Raw genomic sequence first — 25,314 nt, forward strand, 5'->3', positions numbered from 1 at the left:
AACCTTCTTTCTTTTTTGTTGTTATCGTTATTGTATGAAAAACCGGCCGTTGCCGCAAGCAACGCGCGCTAACATGCCCCGTCTATCCTCCTGACTGTATTGGCCGTTCTGATCGTCAGTCTTCCGGCAATGCCAGAGCTTGCCGTTTTTGACCACCAGTTTGTCTTTTGGTAATCCTTTCGGACAAAGGACCAGAAGACGGCGTTTTTGTAATCCATGACCCGCTCCAAGCCTTCTTTTGGCTCCCCAATCTCACGGAGCACATCCGTAAATGCAAGCGGCGGCAGTATAAAAATGAGGTTATCATAGATGTCTTGATTTTCATCGCCCCACCAGTCAGGTGCATGCTGCAGAATATCCTCCAGCTCCTCACCGGAAATAACAAATACCGGGACATTTACCCCAAACTCATCTTGCACCATCTCTTCAATCTGCCCTGCCAGCCTGCCCGTATCGCCCTCCTTACAGGAGAAAACCACGTTCCCACTGTTCAGGTATGTCTTCACTCCTCCAACCCCCAGCTTTTCAAAGCCCTTCTTCAGATCTGCCATTGGGATCTTGTTTTTACCGCTTACGTTGATACCGCGCAGAAATGCGGCAAATCTTTTCTCATCTTCCATAAGATTCCTCCTTTTCCTCAGCCTCTCATCACTTATCCGCCCTTACATGGATGCGTCGGAAGGTTTCAAAACAGGTCCCATCTGCCTGCAACGCCCTCTCCAGCATAGCCCTGACAACCTCATCGCGAAACTTTTCCTTTGCTCCCTCGGGAAGAACCTTGATAAAAGGCACGATGCTGGGCTGGTCTATCCTCCTGATCATCTCATCCGCATCGGAGAAAAATCTGTCTCTGTTGACCTCAGTAATACCATAGGAAGAAAAGCCGGAGGCGACCACTGTCTTTGCATACTCCTCCCTGGACGGCATATACCAGGGCCACTCAAACTCTTTAAAATACTGCCTGTACTCTTCGCTTTCCATTTCTTTGCGGATGACAGCAAAGAAGTTGGAACAGTTTCCGTCCCCTGCAAAATCCCACAGGAGGCGGCCGCCATCCTTTAATGCCCTGAATGAGTTTTTAAGGAGTCTGCCGTGATCCTTGACCCAGTGAAGCGCCGCATTGGAAAAAATGACATCAAACTCGTTCTGAAAATCCATGTCGTTTATATCCATCTGCACAAACGTCAGGTTCGGCTTTGACCGGCTCTGCGCCTCGGCGATCATTCCCGCAGACGCGTCTATTCCCACAACTTTTCCATCCGGCACCAGCTCTGACAGCTGCTCTGTCAGCAAGCCGTCTCCGCAGCCCAGATCCAGTATTTTCTCATCGCCCCGCAGAGATAATTCTTCAATCAGACTGCTGCTCCACTCCTTCTGGTGCCTGGACGCCTTTTTGTATTTTTCTCCGTCAAATTCAAATGTACGACTCATAATACTGCAATCACCTCCGACTCAAAATACTGTTCCTGAAATTCCACCCGGGCTTCTATCTCCTCCGCCGAAAACGTCTGTCCCTCCGGCGCTGCCACCCATTTATCCTCCACATCGTCACGGCGGTGGATAATGGCAATGACTCTGCCTGTAAATTCATTTACAGGGACATCCACGCCCAGGATATAGACGTCCTGTTCCTCTCCATCAGCAGCCATAACCCCTTTCACATATCCATAGTTGACAGGATAGCAGATATCCGGATGCTTCGGATGACAGCTCCCCAGAGGTCTGTCCACCGTCACTTTCACGATTTTTCCCAGCATGCTCCTCTCCCTCGATATTCGCTTCTATTTATCCGATGCATTATATATGTAGCAGATTGCCATACGGCGAACCCCCATCCAGAACAGTTCCATACGTGTCCACCCATGCGGGTATGTATCCGCATCTTGACGCCACCATCTGAGATCCTATATTGGTCACCGAAGCCGAATAAAAGGGAACCATATCCCGCTTCAGGAGCTCACGGGTCAGCTTTGCCACCAGGTATGTCCCCATTCCGGAATTTCTGTATTCCGGCAGGACATCCACTCCCACTTCTCACAGGCCCTCCGGTGACACTGGCGCCGCCCCGGACACGCCGATAATTTTATCTTGATCTCTTGCAATGAATGCAGCCCTCGTGGGTGTATACCCCCTGTCATCAAAAGCCAGAGAATTGTCAAATCCCTGCAGGCCCTTCAGCGAAAAAATTTCGTCTCCGTAAAGGAAGGTACTGTCAAAGGCTGCCGGCGCCATCACTTCGCCTCTGTCATTCCGATCCGGCACATAGTGGATCGTCTGTCCGTAAACCAGCGGCAGCTCAAAAATCTCATCTCTGCTTTTGTTCTCCACCAGGGTCCTTACCCGTCCGGCCAGATCCTTTGACGTGCAGACAACCACCGTGTCTCTGTACGCCATGATCTTAATACAGGGCCGGTTAGCCGTCCCATGGACGGTATAGACGACGCCGCTCGCATGCAGCCTGGATGGGCTGCACCAGTATTCCCTGGCCAGGTATTCCTCCACTTTATTTGTTATTATCTCTCTCAAAGTTTACCGCTCTCCCGTTTTAATAAAATGGATCAGCTCTTCCACATCTTCAAAGTCATCGTAATCCCCGAATACGCCTTCCCGGTGGTATACAACCCCGTTTTTTCATTTCTCTCAAGGCAGTCCAGCAATTCTTCCACGCCGTATCGCCTGATGAACAGTGTAAACCCATAGGGCTTGATTTTCCCGAGCAGCCCCTTTTTGCAGTCCCGGTCACACTCAGAGCAGTGAGAAATGCCTTTCTCCAGAGTACATTTCCTATTCTCACACCAGTCCTTATCCGGACATTCTCCAGAATTGCAGCCATGACAGCTTGTATTCTCCCCGCAGAGACAGCAGGCAAGACCGCATCTTGCTATTCCCAGTTCCCGTTTCATATCCAGTTTCTCCTTTTATCTCTTATTATCTCTCCCTGTGAGCAGTGATAATGGTGTAGCTGTGTGCGTTTACAGTTATGATACAATGGTCTGCCTGCACATACCAGTTTTTTCCTCTTCGAGTGATAAGGGCATCGTCAGAGCTGATCTTTTCTGTACACCAGTCCACTACACAGTTAGTCTTTATCGTTCTGTCAACCTGATAATCCTTGGACGGTGATACCTCTGTACGGCCACAAAGGTCAGGCAGCATAAAGCCGCAAACACAGAGGCTCCCAGACAGACCGTGGCAGCTCCCTGGTTTGTCAGCTTCCGTTCTATTCAATCTCAAATAGGAACTTCTCATAGTCCTTCACATAGTATCTGATGTTCTTCCTTCCTCTCTCGATGATGGTGTGCCCCTCTGCTTCCAGCTTCTCTTTCTGGGCTTCAACGCCTCCGGGATATTTCGCGTTCAGTTCCCCCTTTGCCTTCAGGGTCCGCCAGTAAGGCGTCTTGTCTTCACGGCGCTGATGGCTGGCCCAGGCCGCGATAGATACGAAGATCCCGGCTGTGATGGGGTCTGTAAAATCAGCGTCGTTCTTTTTTGCCAGGTATTCCCTGACGGCGCCGACCGTGATCACTTTCCCGAAAGGAACCTTTTTCATAATCTCGTCATAGGTGACCGGCGGAGCAAAATACATCCTCTCCCCGCCGTATTTCTTTATAGTGGCCTCATCCGTGACTATCTGTATTTTGGGCATATCCGTTTCCCTGTGCAGCATTGCGTTAAAATCCTTTTTCTCCTCATTTGCCATGTCCCCCACCTCCTTTTTTCAAAACATCTCCGTGTCTCAGTCTTTGCATACCGGATTAATTTCCTTCCCTCAGATCGATCCAGTATCTCTGCATAACATGTTCCCTCTGCATGACTTCGTTCTCCAGAACGCCGCCATTTTTTAGGATTGATTTTGCCGAGCCTGTATTTTCTTTATCGCATACCATCAACACTTTCCTTATCCCCAGCTTCTTACATTCTTCTAAAGCCAGACTGATCATCTTAGTGGCATACCCTTTTCTTCTTTCGCCAGATCTTATGCCATCACCGATATGACCGCCATATTGCAGCAGATACTCGTTAAGCTCGTGACGGATATTGACTGCGCCCACCATGATATTTCTTTCATCATCCAGGCAGAAAAAAGTGGAATCCGGAACCAGTCCGCCATGCGGCTCTGCATATTCCAGATGACTCAAATAATAATCAAAATCATGGTAATCATTTTTAAAGATAGCAGCTGGAGATTTATTAGCCTCAGGATGAGCATTATTATAAGCTATCCACTCTTTCAGCATCTCGATCATCTGATCTCGATATTTATAACTTCCCTTCACCAGTCTTAACGCCATGCCTCCCACCTCCTGCCCTCATTATATAAAAGCACACCCTCTCATGCAATGAGACGGTCTTAAGATTTCTTTAATTTTATCCTTGCCCTATTGTCAGGCCGCTTTATGTCAGGTATAATGTAAACCACTTGGCGGAAAATTCTTTTTCCCCTGTGTCATTTCAAAATGACATTCTTTAATGGAAGTGTAGCATTTGAAAATGTATTCGACCAAAACAGAAGAATATCCCCAGGCTGACAGGCAGTACAAGGACCGGCTTTTCCGCTTTATTTTCCAGCGGCCCGCTGACCTTCTGGACCTGTACAACGCCGTCAACGGAACGGACTACTCAGACCCCGGCGCCCTGGAGATCAACACGCTGGGAAACGTCCTGTATCTGTCCATGAAGAACGACCTTTCCTTCCTCGTCAGCGGCACCTTAAGCCTGTACGAGCACCAGAGCACCTACAACCCGAACATGCCCCTGCGGGGACTTTTGTATCTGGCAAGGCTGTACGAAAAGCACATGGTAAAAAATGGCATCAACATCTACAGCAGCGCAGTCAAGAGACTCCCCTTTCCCCAGCACATCGTGTTCTACAACGGGACAAGGGAGGAGCCTGACAGGATGGTGCTCCGGCTCAGCGATCTCTTTGAGGCAGACCCGGAGGGCAGGCGGCCCGCCCTGGAGTGCGAGACCGTGATGCTGAACATCAACTACGGGCACAACAGGGCTCTGATGGAGAAGTGCCGCCGTCTGAAGGAGTACGCCATCTTCGTGGACACAGTCCGGGAGAACCTGAAACGGCCACTCCCCCTCAGGGAGGCAGTTTCAGAGGCAGTGGATACGTGCATTGAAAACAATGTGCTGAGGGATATTCTGCTGGAGCAAAAATCGGAGGTGATCCAGATGGTTCTGGAGACATTTGATCAGGAGAAATATGAGAAGGCCATGCACCAGGAGGGGTACGAGGACGGCTACCAGGATGGTAGGACAGATCTGCTCCGGGAGCTGGTCCAGAAGAAGCTGGCAAAGGGCAAATCTGTTGAGGCCATTGCCAGGGAGCTGGAGGTGGACCCGGAGACAGTGCAGGAGCTGGCAAAGCAGACATAAGATATGACTTGAGGGCAGGAATTTCCTGCCCTCCTCATTACAAGTATGATTTATCTTTCCACCACAATGGTCAGCATGACCAGATCTTCCTTCCCGGTGTTGACAATGCTGTGCGCGGAGCCCTTCCTGCAGATATGACAGACGCCGGGAGCAAGCAGCTCCTCATTTCCGTCACAGACAGCTTTCCCTGTCCCGGAGAGGATATAGTTTATATCATCGCTTGTGGGATGAGGATGCATGCCTATGGAGCCGCCCGCGTGAATACGGCAGGGAATGATCTTTCCCCCCTGATCCATAAACATCCTGGCGGACATCTCGCCTGTGCCGCCGTTCATCCCGGGCACCCGGATTTCCTCTATCGCGTTAAAGTTAATCAGCATACTGCTTCCTCCTTCCAGGCCGGACCTTCTTCTTATCCATCCTGTCTTTTTTCAGTTCAGCCACAGCCCCGTAGTGCCGGATCTCGAAATTCTCAGGGGCAATCTTCTCAAGGAGCTTCCTGTGCTCTTCCTCCCACAGGGCAATCTCCGCCTCTGTCAGTGAAGCGCCAACTCCCCGGCAGGCCCGCATCCTCCCATGCCAGCTCTCACGGGTAAAAGAAACCTGCAGGGGAAATTCTTCGTGATACACAAGCTCAAACTTCTCTTTGTAGACATCCGGTATCCTGATGGGCCGCATGGTCTCTTTGGCACCGCTCCAGTTTGGGCTGTATTTCAGGACCAGCCTTTCGCTCTCCCCGGCAATCCGGTCCTCAAAGGGCAGCCAGGCCATGTAAAGGATCAGGATCCGTCCGCCAGGCTCCAGCAGACGGCAGAGCTCCGGCATAAGCTTCCCGTGGTCAAAATACCAGAAACTCTGGCAGGCCGTGACCACGTCAAAGGACCGATCCGGGAAATCCAGCTCCTCTGCCGATGCAGCAAGATAGCGGATGTCCATATCCTCTGATAAGAGCCGGGCCTGCCGGATCTGCTCTTCGGAAATGTCCACCCCTGTCCACCTTGCCCCATATGCATACAGATTTCTCGGGAGCACTCCTGTCCCGGTTCCCAGGTCCAGCACCCGCTGGCCGTCCCTGCACAGTCCCCGGTCCAGGATCCTCCGATAAAATTCCGGTGGATAGATGTCCCTGTATTTTGCGTAATCTTCAGACGTTCTGCCCCAGTCAAAGGGCTTTCCCCCGTCTATCCTCCTGTCAGCTATCTCCATTTTCTCCGCCCCTTATTTTCCTGGCTCCTGTTGTCCCTCCTATTTGCCCTCTGCTCTCTCGTCGTACTCTGTCAGATATTTCTTCACATAGTCCACATCAGAGGGGCAGTCCAGGTAGTCGCTGCCGTACTTCTGCCTTGTCTCGGCACCCTTTCCGGTAATGAGGAAGAGAGTCTTCCCCTGAGAGCTCTCGATGGCGGCCTTTATGGCCTCGCCCCGGTCCTCGATCATCTCATAGGGACAGTTTTGGGCCTTTACGTACTGGGCAATATCAGCAGATATGTCAGCCACCGGCTCATATCCCGGATCCTCCGCCACAAGGTAAACCTTCTTTGCGTACTGGCCTGCCACAGTTCCCAGATCCCGGCGGCGGATCAGGGCCTTCCCTCCCGGGCAGCCGAAGATGGAGATAATATCGTAATCCGGGTATTCCTCCTTCATGGAGGAGAACAGCTTCTCAAAGCTCAGCTTGTTGTGGGCGTAGTCCACGATGGCAATCTTCGTCTTATCCTCGCTTGCATAGAGCTCCATGCGGCCGCTGGACCTGGCCCTCTTGAGGCCGGAGTGGATATACTCTCTTGGAATCCCCAGCTTTGTGGCCGCCGCTATAACGCCCAGGGCGTTTTCCACATTGAAAAGCCCGGGCATGGTAAGGACAAACTCCTCGTCAAAGTCAGCGCATTTCACAAAGAACAGCGTCTCGTGTCCGTCCTTGCGGATGTTGTAGGCGTAAAAATCCGCCTCCGGCTTCTTTGTACTGAAGGTATAAAACTCTTTCGCGTCCTTTGCGTATGTCAGTATACGGTCGATGTAATCCGCGTCCAGGTTGACAAAAGCCCGGTCCGCCTTGGCAAACATGCGCATCTTGGATGTGAAATAGTCCTCAAAGTCCTTGTGCTCAATGGGACTGATGTGGTCTTCCGAGATATTGAGGAAAATGGCCGCGTCAAACCGCATATCGTCCACCCGGTGATATTTCAGCGCCTGAGAGGAGACCTCCATCTGAGCGTACTCAATACCGCAGTCCAGGGCGTTGCGAAGGTGCTGCTGCAGCTCCACTGCCTCCGGCGTTGTGATGTGGGACTCCACCAGGCTCTTGCCATCGTAGATATCAATGGAAGAAATGACGGCGCTCTCCTTCTTCCCCTGAGCCGCCATGTAGTCGTCCACCACTGCCTTCATATAGTAGGCGGAGGTGGATTTTCCCTTCGTCCCCCCGATACCTGTCACCACCAGGTCCTCCCAGGGACGGTTGTAGAAGAAATTGGCCAGAACGGACATAGCCTCCCTGATATCCTTCACAAGAATACAGGGCACCTGCCGCTCCAGGTCAAAGGCCTTCTCGCTGATATAGCAGACTGCTCCCCTCTCCAGGGCCTCCCGCAGATAGGCCAGCTTGAAGGCCGCCCCCTTGCAGATAAACAGGGTGTCGGCTCCGGCCTCCTTTGAGTTGTAGGTAAGTGTGCGGATCACATGATCCTGCGCTCCCTCCACGTCTGCCTCCAGGAGCATATCCCTTGTTTCAAGCAGCTCCACATAGTCCTTTACGGTATAATACTGCATCTTTCCCATTTTTAACAATCTCCCTCAATGATTTTCTTATGTATGACTGGTTTCTACTGATACTCCGCCCCTGAGCGCAGGATGGCCTCCCGCACCAGCACGTCCATGGCGTCCAGACACATGGTAGGTATCTCGTGCTTTCCCTTAAATACAGACAGCTCCGTGCAGGCCAGGATCACCGCGTCGCAGTTTTTTCTCATGAACTCGCTCATGACCCGGTCAAATTTAGCTCTGTCTCCCCGCTTTCCGCTCTTGATGTCATCGTAAATGAGAGACATCACGTCCTTCTGTCTCTCCGGCGAGGGCTTCACCGGCGTCACCCCCAGCTTTCTGCACTCCTTGTGATAGATCCGGGAGCCGATGGTCCCGTCTGTCCCCATAATACCGATCCGCTTCACATCCGGCAGCTCCCTCACCGCATACGCCACGCTCTCATGGATCATGTTGATGATGGGGATGGACACAGCCTTCTGGATCTGGTCGTAGTAATAGTGGGACGTATTGCAGGTGATGGCAATGTTGGCCGCTCCCAGCTTTTCCAGTGTCCTCGCATCCTCCTGCAGCATGCGGATCAGTCTCTGGCTTTCTCCGCTCTTGATAGCCTCCGTGCGGTCCGGTATGTCGGCGTGGCTTAAGATCACCATGTTCAGATGGTCCTGGTCCTTCTGCGCCTTTGTGTGGGTGATGACATTCTCGTAGAAATAGCTGGTGGCCTCCGGTCCCATGCCCCCGATCACGCCGAGTATCTTTTTTCCTTTTCCTTCTTCCATTGGCTCTCCTCTACTTATCCCTGCCAGTCTACTGGTAATATTTATTGAAATAGCCGTACTGCTTCCAGTGGGTCTTCAGCATCCGCAGAAAACGCATGGGCTTTAAATCTCCCCGCATGAAGACAGGGTTGACCATTTTGCCTTCTTTCACAAGCTTCTTCATCTTCGCCACCATGGCGGGATCCTTCACATGCTTGTAGGCGACGCCCTTTGGTACCGTCATCCAGAGGTGCTCCTCGGTGGCCTCCTCGTAGGGCAGCTCCCGGTTATAAATGTAGTCCTCCACGAAATATTTCGCCACATTAAAGCCTGAGCCTGTCACGTAGTAGTTGCTGCGCCCCTGCCTCGTGTTGATCTCAAAGAAGCGGTAGGTGCCGTCTCTTCTGTCGTACTTGATATCAAAGTTGGAAAATCCCACATAGTGGAGATCCTCCAGAAGGTTTTTCACCCTTCCCATGAGCTCTCTGTTTGGCTCTGTGATGATGACCGCGTGATTGCCCAGGCCGTGAGGGGTGTGTTCCTCCAGGAGCACATGTCCCAGGCACATCATCTTCACCTTCCCGTTCTGGTCTGAGTAGGATGTGAGGACCCGCATGTACTCGTCATTTCCCGGTATCATGTCCTGGATAATGAGGTCATCGTCGTATCCCGCATCGTAAATCTGGGTGATGATCTCCTCCAGCTCTTTCCTGCTTCCCGGCTTGTAGATCTTGTTCTGGGTCGGGAAGGGATGCTCCCAGTAGGCAATGCTGTTGGAGGGCTTCAGGATCACCGGGTAGGGGAAGTCGCAGGCAAAATCAAGGCCCATCTCCTTTTTGTACACGATGGTCTTTGGATAGTCCACACCGTGCTTCTCGCAGAGCTGGTAAAACCGCTCCTTCTGCTGTAGGCTGTCCATCAGATCAAAGTCAATGTAAGGGGCAATGACATTGTCCGGGAGCTCCTTTTTATGCCGGCTTGCCAGCGCTACATAGCTGTCCCCGCAGCCGATAAGCAGGATCTTCTTATCGCTGTGTTCTCCGGCGAAACGGCTGATCCTCTCCAGAAAATAGTCGTCTGTATCGATCTTCGGATTTCCCTCATAGACTGTGATCTGGCTGTTGAAGCTGGGTCCTGTCTGATACTTTCCAAAGACGTATGATTTCACCTGGTACTGCTCGTAAAAAGCCCGCGCCACGCTGTAGGTATTGATATCCCCGCCAAGGAGGACGGGAATGAATGTTCTCTCTTTAAATTCCATGCTTTCTGACCTTCTCTCCGTACAGATTTATACCAGCATATTATAACGCAGGAACACCCTGGCTTGTCAAGTAATGGGCCCCTTTTATATGCCCTTTTATGCCCCTTTTGACATCCGTCTCCATGGATCCTGTTTACAGCTCCTCCAGCTCTTCCTTGAATCCCTCTCCCACTACCTCGTTTGACTCCATAATGATGGTGAAGGATTTGGGATCCACCTGTCTGGCCAGCCTCTTGATGGTGTACATTTCCTTGTTGTTGCTGGCGCACATGACAATGTCCTTCTCCTGACCCGTGTAGCTGCCGGTTCCCTTGATGATGGTAGATCCTCTGTCCAGATATTCGTCGATCTTGCCGGAAACCTCCCTGCCCTTGTCTGTGACGATCAGGGTCATCTTTCCCTCGTCTATTCCGTACATGATCCGGTCCATGACCGTGGCCATGAGGTAGGTCACGATAAGTCCGTAAATAAAGCCGTCCACATCCTTGAACACGAGCACGCTTCCCAGCAGGATAGTCAGCATATCCAGCACAAAGGTGATCACGCCCAGCGTCATGTGGGGCTTTACTTTCTTGATGGACATGCTGATGAAATCCTGCCCCCCTGTGGAAGAGCCCCTCATGAAAATCAGGGCGTAGCCCAGCCCTGTCAGCACTCCCATGCACAGAGCCGCCAGAAGTCTGTCCCCGTCGTATACCGGGAGAAGGGGCGACACATAGTCCATCAGGATAGAGGAGATAATTGTCGTCTTGACGGATTTCAGGAAGAATGTCCTGCCCAGAAATTTGTAGCAGAAGACCGCTACCGGCACATTCAGCAGGATGGTTCCCGCCCCCACCGGAATTCCCAACAGATGATACAGGATAATAGCCATCCCGGAAAATCCCGCCACCGGGAAGTTCGCGTTGAGGGCAAAGTTATAAATTCCAATGGCAATGACCATACCCGCGAAGATATCCACCAGTATGTCTATGCCCGTCTCTTTCCAGTTAATGCTTTTCATTTATTCTGCCTTCCTTTCATACACACTATGTCACAACAAAAAAGCAGCTGCAAACTATAAAAATATAATTCGCTGCTGCTCTTTTACTTATTCATTATATCGGTCTGCCGCAGGTCTGTCAATCACCTGTGTCATCACAGTCCGCGTTCCAGCTCCTCTTTTCTCCCCAGCACGTCTCTCCACTGCTGCTCACTTAAAAGCTCTGGCCTGTCCATCTCATCCAGTACCCGAAGGTCCATGGGAAGCTGATCCCATGCCTCCCGGGCCGCCTCCTTTAAGGTGGAAGTAAATTCCGTCGTCTGGGACAGGATATTTTCATAGGAAGAAAATGCGTGATCGTGGTCAAAAAGCGGGCAATACCTGGTCAGCTTTCCCGTGGCATTGTCCATGAGAAAGCCCCAGTTCTGCTCATGCCGGTCATTATTATTGAGAAGATAGTCTGCAATCTGCATCCCTATATAAAATTCATTGTTAAATTCAAATGCTTCCCTGAAAGCGTTCATACCATTATTTTCACAGTAGATCCGGAACTCTTCAAATGTCACAAGGGACACATCCTCCGATGTAAAGATCCGGGAGTTGACCACCGCTTCCCCCACTCCCCTGATCCACTGTTTTCTCTCCTCCGTCAGATAGGAGTCTGTCTCCTCCTCAGTAGAGAGCTGATAGTGGATATGGGGAATATCCAGGGCCGTCAAAATCTGGTCTACGGGGATCTCATATTTTCCCACCTTGTGGAGATAGAGTGTTCCGTCTCTCCGTATCCAGCCCTTGGCGCTGGCTCCCAGCGTTGTCAGCTCCGGCGTGTGTAATTCCCTTGTCTCACGGGTCTCTGCCGTATAATGGACATTGGTTCCTGACAGGGAAACCTCTGTCACAAAGAGAGACAAAGGATTATGGTACAGATCGACCTCCTGCCATGTCTTCTCATCTCCATCCTGCCGGATCCAGTAGGCATCCTCGAGATTTAATCCCCGGCAGGCCTTGCACACCGCATACCGGTTTGTCTGAGACAGCCGGAGAGTGTTCAGGATCTCCTTGGCATAGCTCCTCCCTATGGAGAGAGTCCTCCCCGACGCCCACTCTATAAAATCCTCCAGAGAAACCCTGTCTTTTCTTAGGGCAAACGGCAGCCTGTCATGATCCAGAATACGGCAGGCGCCATTGTCCTGTATTTCCATAACCGGGTGATCCTTTAATAAAAGCTGCATATTTTCATCCTTTCCTGTCCTGCGGGCACTGCTGCTTCAATATATTATATGTGTCATTATAGCAGACAGGCAGAGCAACTTCCAGGGTCTCTCCTTTATATATCATCTTCCGTATCCTCCGCCTTTTTGAGAAAGCTGCCCCGCACCACCGCGTCCTCCCCAAATCTCTGGCGGATCTGATCCAGGGCCCGGGACAGCTTCTCCTGCTTCAGGGCGTTTGCGGAGCTCCTCTCCGGCTTCCCGGCCTCTGCCATCTCGTCTCCCCGCACGCCTCCTGCCCTTCCGGGGGTTTTCTGTCCGGGATCCTTCTTTCCAGGTCCGTTGTTAGCCATCCTTCGTCCCGTCTGCGCCGGCGCCTGGGGCAGGTCAAAGATGCTCATCTGCCAGGGCTCGTCTTCTCTCACCAGCTTGGAGGTGCGGATGCCAAGGAGGCGGATGGGGCGTCCGTCCCACAGCTCGTCAAAGAGCTCCATAGCCGCCTGATAGATCACGGTATCGCTCGCCGTCTCCCCGAAGAGCTGCTTCTGATGGGAGCTTGTCTCAAAGGTTGCGTACTTGATCTCCACGCTGACCATGCCCGCCTTCTGCCCGGCCTTCCTGAGCCTTCCTCCTACGCTTTCCGCCAGCTTAAGGAGGATCTTTGCGGCCTCCCCCCGCTCTGTCACATCCGCAGGCAGGGTGGTGGAGTTGCCGATGCCCTTTGCCTCTGTCTTCCAGGTAACCACAGGGGAGTCATCGATGCCATTGGCATAATTCCACAGCATCCTGCCGTGGCTTTTCAGATGCAGCTCCAGTATCTTCGGGTCCGCCTGGGCCAGCTCCCCAATGGTGCGGATGCCCAGCTTCTTCAGGGTCTCCACGCTGGAGCCGCCGGCCATATACAGCTCCCGGACAGGGAGGGGCCACATCTTCACCTTAATTTCTTCTGGAAAAAGGGTGTGGACCCTGTCCGGCTTTTCAAAATCTGAGGCCATCTTGGCCAGCAGCTTGTTGGTGGAGATGCCTATATTGACTGTAAACCCGAATTTCTCCCGCACCCTGTCCTTGATCTCAAAGGCTGCGGACACGCAGGAGTGATACCTGTGGGCGATGCCGGTAAAGTCCAGGTAGCACTCGTCCACGCTGACCTGCTCGATATCCGGCGTGTAGGTGTGCAGAAAGTCCATGAGCCTTCTGCTGTACTCGTGGTACAGGGCATGGTTGGGCGGCTCCATGTGGATATCCGGACATTTCCGCAGAGCATTTGCCACCGGCTCCCCGGTGTGTATCCCATACTTTTTTGCCGGGATGGATTTGGCCAGCACGACGCCGTGTCTGGATTTCCGGTCCCCTCCTATGATGGCGGGAATAGTCCTGATGTCAAGCTTAGCGCCGCTTTTCAGCTGCTCCACAGCGGTCCAGCTCAGATACGCTGAATTGACGTCTATGTGAAATATGATGCGGGACATGGGCTCTCCTCCTCTCCTGGAAGCTTGGGATTTCTTATTTCATTATTGTATCCGGCCCGCCGGAAATGTCAACAAGGTTAATCAAATCACAAAAAAGGGAGACGCCCCTGTGAAACGTCTCCCTTTACTGTTGCTTCTTACTGTTGCTTCCTGCTGTCGCTTCTGCAATGCCTGGCGGATCAATCCGTGGCAGTCAGTCCTTCCTTCACCCTGGCTGTCAGCTTTCCGTTCTCGTCGTCTATGAGGATCGTGTCGCCGCTTCCCACATTGCCCTCCAGCATCAGCCTTGCGGCAGTGGTCTCCACATTCTTCTGGAGATATCTCTTCAGCGGCCTTGCACCGTACATGGGCTCGTAGCCGCCCTCCACGATGCGGGCCTTAGCGGCCTCGGTCAGCTCAATGCTGACCTCCTTCTCCTTCAGACGGCGGTTCACATCTGCCACAAGCAGGTCAATGATGTGGTAAATGTTGTCTCTGGTCAGAGGCTTGAACATGATGATCTCGTCCAGACGGTTCAGGAACTCCGGGCGGAAATGAGCCCGCAGATCCTCTGTCACTGCCTTCTGGCTGGCCTCGCTGATATTGCCATTCTCGTCAATCCCCTCCAGCAGGTAGGATGATCCGATATTGGAGGTCATAATGAGGATGGTATTCTTGAAGTCCACCGTCCGCCCCTGGGAGTCCGTGATACGGCCGTCATCCAGCACCTGGAGGAGCACGTTAAAGACATCCGGGTGAGCCTTCTCCACCTCGTCAAAGAGGACTACGGAGTAGGGCTTTCTCCGAACCGCCTCGGTCAGCTGTCCGCCCTCATCGTACCCCACGTATCCCGGAGGCGCTCCGATGAGCCTGGACACAGAGTATTTCTCCATGTACTCACTCATATCGATGCGGACCATATTGTTCTCATCGTCAAACAGACTCTGGGCCAGTGCCTTTGCCAGCTCCGTCTTGCCCACGCCTGTGGGGCCAAGGAAGAGGAAGGAGCCGATGGGTCTGGTGGGATCCTTGATGCCCGCCTTGGACCGGATGATAGCCTCGGTCACAAGCTCCACGGCCTCGTCCTGGCCTACAACTCTCTTGTGGAGCTCGTCTGCCAGATGCAGCGTCTTGCTCCTCTCGCTCTCGTTCAGCTTGGCCACCGGGATACCCGTCCATTTGGAGACAATCTTGGCGATCTCGTCCTCCGTCACACTCTCGTGCACAAGAGAGAGATCCTCGTCCTTCACCTTCGCCTCCTCGGCCTCCAGCGTCTTCTGAAGCTCAGGCAGCTTACCGTACTGCAGCTCTGCCGCCTTCTCCAGGTCATAGGACTGCTGCGCCTTCTGGATATCGCCCCGGATCTGCTCGATCTGCTCGCGGAGCTTCTGTACCCGCTCCACGCTTACCTTCTCGTTGTCCCACTGAGCCTTTCTGGTGGCGAACTCGCTCCTCATCTCTGCCAGCTCCTGCTGCAGATGCTCCAGGCGCTCCTGGCTGAGGCGGTCGTCCTCCTTCTTGAGGGCTGCCTCCTCGATCTCAAGCTGCATCACCTTCCGGCGAAGCTCATCCAGCTCTGCCGGCATGGAGTCAAGCTCTGTCTTGATCATGGCGCAGGCCTCATCCACCAGGTCAATGGCCTTGTCCGGCAGGAACCGGTCAGAGATATATCTGTGTGAGAGGGTGGCCGCCGCCACAAGGGCGCCGTCTGTGATCTTCACGCCGTGGAAGACCTCATACCTCTCCTTCAATCCACGGAGGATAGAGATAGCATCCTCCACTGTGGGCTCATCCACCATAACCGGCTGGAAACGTCTCTCCAGAGCCGCATCCTTCTCTATATACTGTCTGTACTCATCCAGCGTAGTCGCTCCGATGCAGTGGAGCTCGCCCCGCGCCAGCATGGGCTTTAACATGTTGCCGGCGTCCATGGCGCCGTCTGTCTTTCCCGCTCCCACGATGGTGTGGAGCTCATCGATAAAGAGGATGATCTTGCCGTCGCTGTTCTTGACTTCCTCCAGAACAGCCTTCAGACGCTCCTCAAACTCGCCTCTGTATTTTGCGCCGGCCACCAGAGCTCCCATGTCCAGGGAGAAGATAGTCTTGTCCTTCAGCGTCTCCGGCACATCTCCGCTGACGATCCTCTGGGCCAGGCCCTCCACGACGGCTGTCTTGCCGACGCCGGGCTCACCGATGAGGACCGGATTATTCTTCGTCTTACGGGACAGGATCCGGACCACGTTGCGGATCTCATTGTCACGCCCAATGACCGGATCCAGCTTCTGCTCTCTGGCTCTGTCCACCAGGTCTGTGCCGTACTTGTTCAGTGTATCGTAGGTAGCCTCCGGGTTGTCGCTTGTCACCTTCTGGTTTCCTCTCACTGTGGAGAGTGCCTGCAGAAAGCCTTCCCTGGAAATGCCAAGCTCCCGGAAGAGCTGTTTCATCTCTCTGCTTGGATGCTTCAGAAGAGCCAGGAACAGATGCTCCACAGAGACATACTCATCTCCCATCTGCTTCATCTCATCCTCAGCGCTTATGAGCGCCTTGTTGAGGTACTGCCCCACATAGGGCTGGCCGCCCTGCACCTTGGGGCGCTTTGCTATGGCCTGCTCCACCCGGTCAATGACCAGATTTTTATCCAGGCCCATTTTTTCCATCATCTTTAGGATCAGGCTGTCATCCTGGGTCAGCAGAGCGTAGAGAAGATGCTCCTGCTCGATCTCCTGGTTGCCATACTCCATTGCTGTCTTTTCGCAGTCCTGGACTGCCTGTAGGGATTTCTGTGTAAATTTATTTATATTCATAAAGGTCCCTCCTTGCCTTTCACTGAAAAGGTGCCCTCTCAGGCACCTGGTTTTCCTGTTCTATTAGAACTATAACACTTTTTGTTAGCGCTGTCAACACTCGAGTGCTATTTTCTGAATTTTTTCAATCTTCCGGTTAGCAAATTAGGATTTAAACACCAAATCCATTTGTTAATCCGATAAAAACTAAAATCATCCCTGCTATTCGTATTCCCTTTTTCACTTTGTCTTGTTCTAAATCTGTTATATTTATAGGATATACAGGGTTAATGAAAAAAAGAAAACCTGTAAAAGCCCACGCAAGATTATAGTACATATCCTTAGTGAACCATAAAGAACTTATAAATCCCATAATAATTAAAATCATAGAAACGATTATTTGCGTCCGGAAATTTATTCTCATTTTCGACAGCTCCAGACATTAGGAATTGTACTTATTGATCATTTTTTAAATGTGTAGTTGACAAAAGTAAAAATGAAATACCTAATAATAAAAATGTTATTGCCGGGGCAGTATTCTTATCCATAAAATTCATTATTGCCACTATAAAGAAACATATTGAAGCAAACAAAAAACATATAAACCTGATTTTCTCTTTTTCCATAATTTTTTAACCTCTTTAACTTCCACGTTCTCAATCTATTTACCCTATTATAACACCCTGAATATTCCCCTGTCATTCTGTTTCTCGCTCATACGGTAAAGCCATAGAAAAAGGGAGCGGAACATCCTCTGTCCGCTCCCTTTCAGATAATTTTTCCCTCATGCCCTGGAGACCGTCCACATCTCCTTGATCTGGTCGGAGATGTCGCTGTAGTTCCAGGTCTTCTCTGTGTTGCTGATGCTGAAGGGGTCGTTGACCGTCACCTGGCCGTTCTCATAGCTGGTGAGCACGATGAAATGTCCCCCGTCCGTGAAATCTCCCGGCAGCATGCTGCAGATCACCGGGTTACCTGCCTGCAGCTGGGCGGCGAGGGTGCCCTCGTCCATCATTCCCTCCCGGCAGTTCAGCCCCCACTGGCGGGCCGCGCTGTCAAGGAAGGCCCAGTAGGTATTGTTCTCCTCGTCGATGAAGCCGTTCTCCTCACTGTACCTCGCAAGCCGGTAGGGAGTGGCCGTCGTGTCCCCGGTGAGTCCTACAATGACCATGGACATGCAGGTCGGGCCGCATCCGCTGGAGGCGATGGTGCTGGTGCCGTAGGAGCTGTAGCCCCACCGTTCGTCCCACTGGAGATAGTGGGGAATGGTTCCGGTCCCTGTGGAGGCCTCCACCGTCTCCGGCACAGGCTTGTCCTTGTTCTCAGCATAGTCCCGCACAAAATCCAGGGTCTCCTCGTTCTGGTCGATAAGGCCGATGATCTCCTCCGGGCAGCCCTCCTCTCTGGCCTGCTCCTTGACTTCGGCGATCTCCCGGGCCTTCTCCTCCTCAGGCGTCAGCTCCTCCTCCTCCCGGGCTTTCTCTTCCTGGCGCTCTTCCTCCCTCTGCTGCGCCGCCTCCCGGGCCTTCTCCTGGGAGGCATGGTGCATGGCAAAGCCCCCCGCAATGCCCACCGCCAAAATCAGGACAGCTGTCCCCAGTATCAGTCTCTGTGTTTTCCTTCTTTCCCTCTGTTCCTTTATCCCTTTGCTGCCATCTGCAGACCTTTGATTTTTGTCTTTTCTGCTATGTATCATGTCTGTCTTCCTCTTCTGCTATGGTTATTTTCTTCTGGACAAAGCCGCCAGCAGAGCGCCTGCGGCAATGCATACATCCCCCAGATTAAAGGTCAGTCTGGAAAGTCTCTTCCATCTGCTCTTAACGGCAAGATAGTCCACTACCTTTCCCCGCATGATGCGGTCGTAAAGATTGCTGAGGGCTCCCCCTGTGAGGAGCATCATCCCTGTCTTCTCCGCTGTGTGTCCCTTCTTCCTCAGGAGAAATACATCCCGCACAAGAAGGACAGCTCCCAGCCAGGCTGAGAGCTTTGTCACAAACTGCGGAGATTTTTCCAGCAAATTAAAGGCAGCGCCCCGGTTGTAGACTCTGCGCAGGACCAGGCGGCCGCCGGCCAGCTCCCGGTCCTCTCCCTCGGTCACATTGTCCAGGACATACTGCTTGATCCCAAGATCCAGCGCCGCAGACGCGGCCGCAATGGTACAAAATATCATCTACATTTCCTCTTTAATGCGCACGATCTGCTCCTCGTACTTTTCGATCTGCTCATCTCTCTTTTCAATGGCCTCGCAGAGGGCGATCATATCCATATCCTGTATCTCATTTTTCGTGAATTTCTCATAGATGGATTTTCCAATATCCACGAAATCCCGCTGGTTTCCTCTCTTCAAAAAGCGGATCTCGCTTTTTAATTTCTGTACTTCTATGGTGTCTCCTGCTTTCCTGCTCAGGTCGCTCGCCGCATCTGCCACTTTTTTGCCGAATTCATCAAAAAAATCTGCCATATCTCATCTCTCCTTTGCCTCAGATCTGTCTTAACCGGTCCAATGTTCTGTACAGATCCAGAGTCCCGTATCCCCACTCTCTGTTGGGATAGTCCTCCCCTGGTCTCTGACGCGCCCCCAGGATCAGAAGATTTTTCAGCTGAAGGGTGTCCGCCCCTCTGCTGCCTGTGTAGTACAGGATCCACTCCATCAGGAGCGCCGCAGCTCCGGCCGTGATGGCCGCCGCCCCGCTGGAGCCGGACCGGACAGTAAACCTGCCGCCCGGCAGCGCTCCCTTCACGTCCACTCCGGGGGCTGCCAGATCCGGTTTTATCTTGTCAGTTCTAGTATATCCTCTGCCGGAATGAATATCAACACTATTCTCCCGTCCATTGTAGAAGGCCGCCGTGATAGCGGATCGCACTGCTGCCGGAGACGTCAGGGTGACATCCGGATTGGACCGCAGGAAGTAGACCTCTCCGTCCAGGAACTCCTGCACCGGGAGCCACATGTGGAAGGCGCCTCCCGCCAGCTGCACCGGCTCCACCAGAATCTTCCAGATCCCAGGAGCCGGCGCGCCAAACCGCATAAAAATGAGCTGGGAATCGTTCCGCTCCACAAGAAGGCGGTAGTCCACGGTCACGAGAGTCCCCTCAAAGACAAACCGGAACTGGGAGCTGCCTCCCTGGATGATGGGAATTCTCTCCCTCACCTCCCCGGAGGGTGATACAAGAGACACGGTGAGGATATTGGGGATATCTGTCCACAGCTCCGTGACAAATCCCCGCACATTCTCCCCCACCCGGATCTCCACCTCCTCCCGGTCCTCCCCGCTCTCCAGGGCGCCGTAAAAGTGATGTCTCTGTGAGGCCTCATTGCCGGTTCCCACCACCACGCCCTTATTGAGGCTGTTAGAATAGTATTCCAGCATCACAGCCAGTGGAGTGGTGCCGTTGTGTCCGCCCAGGGAGCTGCCAAGGGCAACGCACAGGATCAGCGGCAGTCCCTTCCTCTCCGCCAGGTCCACCAGGTACTGGATGCCCAGCATAATATCATTTTCCTGGTAGCAGGCCGCATTTTCCGCTATATAGTAGAAATCCCGCAGATACTGCTTTGCCTCCTTCAGCTTGACGGCGGCGATGACAGCCTCGGGGGCCGCTCCCAGGAACTGGTTCTCCTCGTCCGCGCTCCCCGCCGCCAGGCTGGCCACGTAGGTGCCATGCCCGCTCTCGTCCCGGCTGGGCACAACGGAAAAAGGATCCTCCGCCGCCAGCGCCCGGTCGATCTCCTCCCTCGTGTACTCGCTGCCGTACAGGAAACCGTCGGGCATCGGGCCGTCCTGCAGGGTCTGATCCCAGATTGCCTCGATCCGCGTTCTGCCATCCAGCCCCCGGAACACAGAGTGGGTATAGTCAATACCGGTATCTACGAATCCGATCATCACATTTTCCCCCATCAGCTCCAGGGTGGGATAGCTCTGCACCGGGGTGATGCCCGCCTGCCCCATGGCCTCCATGTCCAGAAGGGTGTAGCACCTGGGAATAGAGCTGTAGGTAAAGCTGCCGAAATTCAGGGGCTCTGCCAGCACCTGCTCCACATAGACCACATCGTATCCGGCCCGGGTCCCCTGACGGCAGAGCTGCTCCTCAGGCACGGTAAACCCGATCCTGCTGCCCCCGGACTGAATAATAAAATCCCTGTACTCCTCCGACAGGATCCTCTGACGGCAGAGCTGTCTTTCCGCCATATAGAAAACACCTCATATACTTTTTGTATTCAGTATATGAGGTGAAAATCACTCTATGACGGTTTTAGCCCTCCAGTCGCATGGGCTCCTGTCCCCGCAGGGTGATGACGGGCCCTCCGGTGCCCTCTATGTAGCTCTCGGTGATAGTCACCTGTCCGATGCTGTCATCCTTGGGGATCTCGTACATGATATCCAGCATAAAGTCCTCGATAATGGCCCGCAGAGCCCTGGCTCCCGTATCCTTCTTCATGGCCTTTCTGGCGATGGCCCGGAGCGCTCCCTCGTCAAAATCAAGCTTCACTTCATCCAGGGCCAGCAGCTTCTGGTACTGCTTGAGGATGGCGTTCTTTGGCTCCTTCAGTATCTTGACCAGCATATCCTCATCCAGCCCCTGAAGGGTACAGATGATGGGGAGACGTCCCAGGAACTCAGGGATCATTCCAAAGGTCCGCAGATCCTCGGTGGACACCTTTGACAGAAGCTCCTTGTCATTGTCGTATTTGTCCTTCAGGTCCGCGTTAAAGCCGATGGAGGACTGCTTGGTCAGTCTCTCCTTGATGATGCCCTCCAGATCCGGGAAGGCGCCGCCGCAGATAAAGAGGATGTTCCTCGTGTTGACTGTAGTCAGGGGCACCATGGCGTTCTTGCTGTTGGCGCCCACCGGCACCTCCACCTCGCTGCCCTCCAGGAGCTTGAGCATTCCCTGCTGCACGGACTCGCCGCTCACGTCTCTCTGGTTCGTGTTTTTCTTTTTGGCGATCTTGTCGATCTCATCGATAAAGATGATGCCCTGCTCTGCCTTCTCCACATCGTTGTCCGCGGCCGCCAGAAGCTTTGACACAACGCTCTCAATGTCGTCCCCAATGTAGCCCGCCTCGGTGAGGGAGGTGGCGTCCGTGATGGCCAGAGGCACATCCAGAAGCCGGGCCAGTGTCTTCACCATGTAGGTCTTTCCTGATCCCGTAGGTCCGATCATGAGAATGTTGGACTTCTCAATCTCTATGTCGTCCATGGTGTCTGTGGCCACCCTCTTGTAGTGGTTGTAGACCGCCACGGAGATTACCTTTTTCGCATACTCCTGTCCCACCACATACTCATCCAGCCTGGCCTTGATCTTGTGGGGCGCGGGAATGTGGTTGATGTCTATGAGGGGCTTCTTCTCCTCCCCCTCCTTTTTCTTCTTCACCTTCTGCTGGCGCGGAGCCGCGTTCTCCAGGTCTGACATGTTGAAGATCTGAACGCCCGGAATATTCATCAGCTTGCTGTAATCGATCTGCCCGCTTGTCATGGCGTCAAAGCTCTTCTGCATGCAGTCCGGGCAGACAGAGATGTTGTTGGGCAGGTCGATGAGCTTTCCCGTCACGCTCTCGGGCCTGTGGCAGATAAAGCAGAACTTCTCGTACCCGTCGTCCTTCTTGTCCTCCACATGTACGTCCCTGTCTTCTACCTTCTCTATTTCGTTTTCATTTCTGTTGTTCTCGTTCTCTGACATGTTACATCCTTTCTATATACAGTGCCGGATCCAATATCCGGGCATCATCCCCTATTCCAGCATCTGCAGGAACTCCTCCTCCGTCAGGATGGGCACGCCCAGCTCCTTTGCCTTCCTGTTCTTGGAAGATGTGGAAGCAGCGTCGTTGTTGATGAGATAGCTGGTCTTTGAGGTGACAGAGCCTGTGACCTTGCCGCCTTTGCTCTCGATGAGTCTCTTCAGCTCGCTTCGGTTCGCAAAGTGCTCCACGCTCCCGGTGATGACAAAGGTGGTGCCCTCCAGGGTCCTGCCTCCCTCGTCCACCGTCTCCTGTTCAATGTGCACCTCTCCTAAGAGCTCCCTGTACACCTGCCGGTGGGTCTCGTCCTCAAAGTAATCCACATAGGCCTTTGCAATGACGCCGCCCACGCCGGGCACTGCACTGAGCTCCTCCTCGGTGAGATCCGGAAGGGCCTCCGCAGAAACCTTTGTCTCCTGGCAGATCACCCTGGCGTTAGCCACCCCGATGCCCGGGATGCCCAGGCTGTAGAGCAGCCGGGGAAGAGTGGTCTCTCTGGCCCTCTCCACGCTCTCCATCAGATTCTGGTAGGATTTCTCCCCAAAGCCCTCCATCTCCTGGATTTCCTCCCGGTGGCGGTCCAGGTGAAAGAGATCATCGTAGGTCTGGATAAATCCCCTGCCGATAAATTTTTCAAGGGTGGCCTCAGAGAGCCCTTCTATATTCATGGCGTCCCTGCTCACAAAAAGGGCGTAGGCCTTGATCTGCTTTGCCTGGCAGCGGGGATTGGTGCAGTAGAGCATCTTCGCGCTGCCCTCCTGCCGGATCTCGGTTTCGCCTCCGCACACCGGACAGACCCTGGGGATGTCTCTCACGCCGCTGCAGGTGAGATTTCTTGCAATCTGGGGAATGATCATATTTGCCTTGTATACTTCGATCCTGTCTCCGACGCCCAGCTTTAGCTCCTCCATAATACTGATGTTGTGGACGCTGGCGCGGCTCACTGTAGTTCCCTCCAGCTCCACCGGATCGAAGATGGCCACCGGATTGATAAGGCCGGTCCTTGAGGGGCTCCACTCGATCCCCTGCAGAGTCGTCTCCCGGGTCTCGTCCGCCCACTTGAAGGCGTAGGAGTCTCTCGGGAATTTTGCTGTCCTCCCCAGGGACTCGCCGTACCTTATATCATCATATATTAGCACAAGACCATCTGAGGGAAAATCATTTTGCGCTATTTTTTCTGAAAATTTAATAACTTCGGCTTCAATATCTGCCGGCGCCACCACATAGTGCTCCACCACCTCAAAGCCCTGATCCTTCAGCCAGTCCAGCTGATAAGCCCTGGAGTTGCGGAAGTCCACTCCCTCCGCCCGGACGAGGGAAAAGGCGTAGAATCGCACGTTCCTCCTGGCCGTGACCTCGCTGTTCAGCTGGCGCACAGAGCCGCTGCACAGGTTCCGGGGATTTTTATACCTGGCGTCCGCGTCCGGGATCTCCTCGTTGATCCGCTCAAAATCCTTATAGCCGATGACAGCCTCTCCCCTCAGGATGAGCTCTCCCTGGTAGGGAATTCGAAGGGGAACATTCTTGAACACCCGGGCATTTCCGGTGATCACTTCCCCCACCTCCCCGTTTCCCCGGGTTACGGCTTTGGTGAGCTCCCCGCCCTGGTAGGTGAGGACAATGGTGAGGCCGTCCATCTTCCAGGACATGACCACGTTCTGGTCTCCGGCAAAGGCCCGCAGCTCCTCCACATCCTTTGTCTTGTCCAGGGAGAGCATAGGACTTTCGTGTCTCTCCTTTGGCAGCTCGCTGACCACCTCGTACCCTACGTGGATGGTGGGGCTGCCGGCCAGAGTGACCTGAAGCTCCTTCTCCAGCTGCGTCAGCTCGTCGTAGAGGGCGTCGTACTCGTAGTTGCTCATGATCTCCCGGGACTCCTGGTAATAGGCTCTCCCGGCCCGGTTCAGAAGCTCCACCAGCTCCTCCATCCTCTGCCTCTTCTTCGCTGTGTCCGTTTTTTTATTTCCTGTCTCGTTTTTATTTCCTGTCTCGCTCATGCTTTGCTTCTCCTGTCTGCTTTTTTGCCGGGCATCCTGCCAGAGCCCTGAGCGTCTCCAGCTCCTCCCCCGTCACCTTGCGGTATTCGCCGGGCCTTAGATCTCCCAGCCTGACATTCATGATCCGCACTCTCTTCAGCGTCCGCACCCGGCAGCCGCAGGCCTGGCACATCCTCCGGATCTGCCGGTTCAGCCCCTGGGTGAGGATGATGCGGAAGGTGTATTTCCCCTCCCTGCGGACCTTGCAGGGCCTTGTCACCGCATTAAGCCCCTTCTCCTCGTCCACGATGTGGACTCCGGCGCTCATCCTCTCTATGAAATCGTCCGTGACCTCCCGATCCACGGTGACTTTGTACTCCTTCTCATGGAGGTTCCTGCCCCGCATGATCCGGTTGATCAGATCCCCGTCGTTGGTCATGAGAAGGAGCCCCTCCGAGTCCTTGTCCAGGCGCCCCGCATAGGTGACCCGGACAGGATATTTGAGGAAGCGGACAATGTTATTCTTCGTCCTTTTGTCCTCGGTACAGACAATGCCCACCGGCTTGTAGACAGCCAGGACGACCTTCTCGTCCTTCCCGCCGATAACCCGATCCCCCACCTGCACCTTCTGGCCTTCTCTCACCTTCATTCCCTGTGTGGCCCGGACACCGTCCACCAGCACCCTGCCTGCCTCGATGAGGCGGTCCGCCTCCCTGCGGGAGCAGACCCCTGCCTCGCTTATATATTTATTCAGACGGATCTCTTCCATTCGTCCTCCTGCCTTCCTGTCACTTTTGCGCAATCATTATACCATGGCCGCACAGCGGCCACGGGCCTCCGGCAGATGCGCAGCGGATTTCTGCGGTTCCGCAGAAACCGCTCTATGCGCAGGTATATTAACCACGATGTGGTCATTATACCATGCTTTCCCTTCCCTTGGAACACCCGGAAATCAAAATCAGTGTTTGTCAAACAAGGAAAAATATACTAAAATATCTATAATGCAATTCACA

Annotated in this window: 25 protein-coding genes and 1 pseudogene; 1 reads left to right on the forward strand and 25 read right to left on the reverse strand. The window is 53.4% G+C overall.

Going from position 1 to position 25,314, the window contains the following annotated elements; translation table 11 throughout:
- Positions 1 to 68 precede the first annotated feature (68 nt).
- From NI21_RS0111770 to NI21_RS0111800, 9 genes and pseudogenes are all read right to left on the reverse strand, one after another.
- Positions 69 to 620 carry a DUF1697 domain-containing protein gene (locus NI21_RS0111770; RefSeq protein WP_033126383.1) on the reverse strand — a complete coding sequence of 184 codons (552 nt, stop codon included), beginning with the start codon at positions 618 to 620 and terminating at the stop codon, positions 69 to 71.
- A gap of 28 nt (positions 621 to 648) precedes the next feature.
- Positions 649 to 1,431: a class I SAM-dependent methyltransferase gene (locus NI21_RS0111775; protein ID WP_033126384.1), complete on the reverse strand. Its 783-nt coding sequence runs from the start codon at positions 1,429 to 1,431 to the stop codon at positions 649 to 651.
- Positions 1,428 to 1,757, reverse strand: a complete 330-nt coding sequence (locus NI21_RS0111780; protein ID WP_033126385.1) for an inorganic pyrophosphatase — start codon at positions 1,755 to 1,757, stop codon at positions 1,428 to 1,430. The genes NI21_RS0111775 and NI21_RS0111780 overlap by 4 nt, the downstream gene beginning before the upstream one ends.
- A gap of 40 nt (positions 1,758 to 1,797) precedes the next feature.
- Entirely contained in the window at positions 1,798 to 2,031 is a 234-nt protein-coding gene (locus NI21_RS17075; RefSeq protein ID WP_242842856.1) for a GNAT family N-acetyltransferase, read from the reverse strand.
- Positions 2,032 to 2,034: 3 nt separating this feature from the next.
- Entirely contained in the window at positions 2,035 to 2,526 is a 492-nt protein-coding gene (locus NI21_RS15905) for a hypothetical protein (RefSeq protein WP_242842857.1), read from the reverse strand.
- Between the two features lie 32 nt (positions 2,527 to 2,558).
- On the reverse strand, positions 2,559 to 2,903 hold the full coding sequence (locus NI21_RS15910) for a DUF3795 domain-containing protein (protein ID WP_369792809.1): 345 nt from the start codon (positions 2,901 to 2,903) through the stop codon (positions 2,559 to 2,561).
- A gap of 25 nt (positions 2,904 to 2,928) precedes the next feature.
- Positions 2,929 to 3,078, reverse strand: a pseudogene (locus NI21_RS17080) (DUF3781 domain-containing protein); the annotation flags it as partial.
- Positions 3,079 to 3,220: 142 nt separating this feature from the next.
- Positions 3,221 to 3,700, reverse strand: a complete 480-nt coding sequence (locus tag NI21_RS0111795) for an MGMT family protein (protein WP_033126386.1) — start codon at positions 3,698 to 3,700, stop codon at positions 3,221 to 3,223.
- A gap of 55 nt (positions 3,701 to 3,755) precedes the next feature.
- Positions 3,756 to 4,292 carry a GNAT family N-acetyltransferase gene (locus tag NI21_RS0111800; protein ID WP_033126387.1) on the reverse strand — a complete coding sequence of 179 codons (537 nt, stop codon included), beginning with the start codon at positions 4,290 to 4,292 and terminating at the stop codon, positions 3,756 to 3,758.
- A 193-nt stretch (positions 4,293 to 4,485) separates the two neighbouring features.
- Between NI21_RS0111800 and NI21_RS0111805 the strand changes: the two genes are divergently transcribed.
- On the forward strand, positions 4,486 to 5,385 hold the full coding sequence (locus tag NI21_RS0111805; protein ID WP_369792810.1) for a hypothetical protein: 900 nt from the start codon (positions 4,486 to 4,488) through the stop codon (positions 5,383 to 5,385).
- Between the two features lie 50 nt (positions 5,386 to 5,435).
- Here the strand turns inward: NI21_RS0111805 and NI21_RS0111810 are convergent, their stop codons facing one another.
- The 16 genes from NI21_RS0111810 to NI21_RS0111890 form a co-directional block, all read right to left on the reverse strand.
- Complete coding sequence (locus NI21_RS0111810) at positions 5,436 to 5,765, reverse strand: cupin domain-containing protein (RefSeq protein ID WP_033126389.1); 330 nt, start codon at positions 5,763 to 5,765, stop codon at positions 5,436 to 5,438.
- Positions 5,755 to 6,591: a class I SAM-dependent methyltransferase gene (locus tag NI21_RS0111815; RefSeq protein ID WP_052084083.1), complete on the reverse strand. Its 837-nt coding sequence runs from the start codon at positions 6,589 to 6,591 to the stop codon at positions 5,755 to 5,757. The genes NI21_RS0111810 and NI21_RS0111815 overlap by 11 nt, the downstream gene beginning before the upstream one ends.
- A gap of 39 nt (positions 6,592 to 6,630) precedes the next feature.
- Positions 6,631 to 8,163: a Mur ligase family protein gene (locus tag NI21_RS0111820; RefSeq protein ID WP_033126390.1), complete on the reverse strand. Its 1,533-nt coding sequence runs from the start codon at positions 8,161 to 8,163 to the stop codon at positions 6,631 to 6,633.
- 44 nt (positions 8,164 to 8,207) lie between these two features.
- Positions 8,208 to 8,924, reverse strand: a complete 717-nt coding sequence (locus NI21_RS0111825; protein ID WP_033126391.1) for an aspartate/glutamate racemase family protein — start codon at positions 8,922 to 8,924, stop codon at positions 8,208 to 8,210.
- A 28-nt stretch (positions 8,925 to 8,952) separates the two neighbouring features.
- A complete protein-coding gene (locus NI21_RS0111830; protein WP_033126392.1) occupies positions 8,953 to 10,164 on the reverse strand; it encodes an ATP-grasp enzyme in 1,212 nt (403 codons plus the stop codon).
- Positions 10,165 to 10,297: 133 nt separating this feature from the next.
- On the reverse strand, positions 10,298 to 11,167 hold the full coding sequence (locus tag NI21_RS0111835; RefSeq protein ID WP_033126393.1) for a YitT family protein: 870 nt from the start codon (positions 11,165 to 11,167) through the stop codon (positions 10,298 to 10,300).
- Between the two features lie 134 nt (positions 11,168 to 11,301).
- Positions 11,302 to 12,378, reverse strand: a complete 1,077-nt coding sequence (locus NI21_RS0111840; RefSeq protein WP_033126394.1) for a hypothetical protein — start codon at positions 12,376 to 12,378, stop codon at positions 11,302 to 11,304.
- Positions 12,379 to 12,473: 95 nt separating this feature from the next.
- Positions 12,474 to 13,826, reverse strand: coding sequence for a DNA polymerase IV (locus NI21_RS0111845; protein WP_033126395.1), 1,353 nt, complete (start codon positions 13,824 to 13,826; stop codon positions 12,474 to 12,476).
- Positions 13,827 to 14,005: 179 nt separating this feature from the next.
- Positions 14,006 to 16,609, reverse strand: coding sequence for an ATP-dependent chaperone ClpB (clpB, locus tag NI21_RS0111850; protein ID WP_033126396.1), 2,604 nt, complete (start codon positions 16,607 to 16,609; stop codon positions 14,006 to 14,008).
- A gap of 763 nt (positions 16,610 to 17,372) precedes the next feature.
- A complete protein-coding gene (locus NI21_RS0111860; protein WP_052084084.1) occupies positions 17,373 to 18,284 on the reverse strand; it encodes a C39 family peptidase in 912 nt (303 codons plus the stop codon).
- 24 nt (positions 18,285 to 18,308) lie between these two features.
- The gene (locus NI21_RS0111865) at positions 18,309 to 18,758 is read right to left on the reverse strand and encodes a signal peptidase II (RefSeq protein ID WP_033126398.1); all 450 of its coding nucleotides are present in this window, start codon (positions 18,756 to 18,758) and stop codon (positions 18,309 to 18,311) included.
- Entirely contained in the window at positions 18,759 to 19,049 is a 291-nt protein-coding gene (locus tag NI21_RS0111870) for a hypothetical protein (protein WP_033126399.1), read from the reverse strand.
- A 19-nt stretch (positions 19,050 to 19,068) separates the two neighbouring features.
- Complete coding sequence (locus NI21_RS0111875) at positions 19,069 to 20,775, reverse strand: S8 family peptidase (RefSeq protein WP_033126400.1); 1,707 nt, start codon at positions 20,773 to 20,775, stop codon at positions 19,069 to 19,071.
- A 64-nt stretch (positions 20,776 to 20,839) separates the two neighbouring features.
- Entirely contained in the window at positions 20,840 to 22,267 is a 1,428-nt protein-coding gene (gene clpX, locus NI21_RS0111880) for an ATP-dependent Clp protease ATP-binding subunit ClpX (protein ID WP_033126401.1), read from the reverse strand.
- A 51-nt stretch (positions 22,268 to 22,318) separates the two neighbouring features.
- Entirely contained in the window at positions 22,319 to 24,322 is a 2,004-nt protein-coding gene (gene ligA, locus NI21_RS0111885) for an NAD-dependent DNA ligase LigA (RefSeq protein ID WP_369792811.1), read from the reverse strand.
- Positions 24,303 to 25,070, reverse strand: coding sequence for a pseudouridine synthase (locus NI21_RS0111890; protein WP_033126402.1), 768 nt, complete (start codon positions 25,068 to 25,070; stop codon positions 24,303 to 24,305). Before NI21_RS0111890 ends, ligA begins: the two co-directional genes overlap by 20 nt.
- Between the last annotated feature and the right edge of the window lie 244 nt (positions 25,071 to 25,314).

The sequence above is a fragment of the Eubacterium sp. ER2 genome (assembly GCF_000765215.1).
GTDB lineage: Bacteria > Bacillota > Clostridia > Lachnospirales > Lachnospiraceae > Claveliimonas > Claveliimonas intestinigallinarum.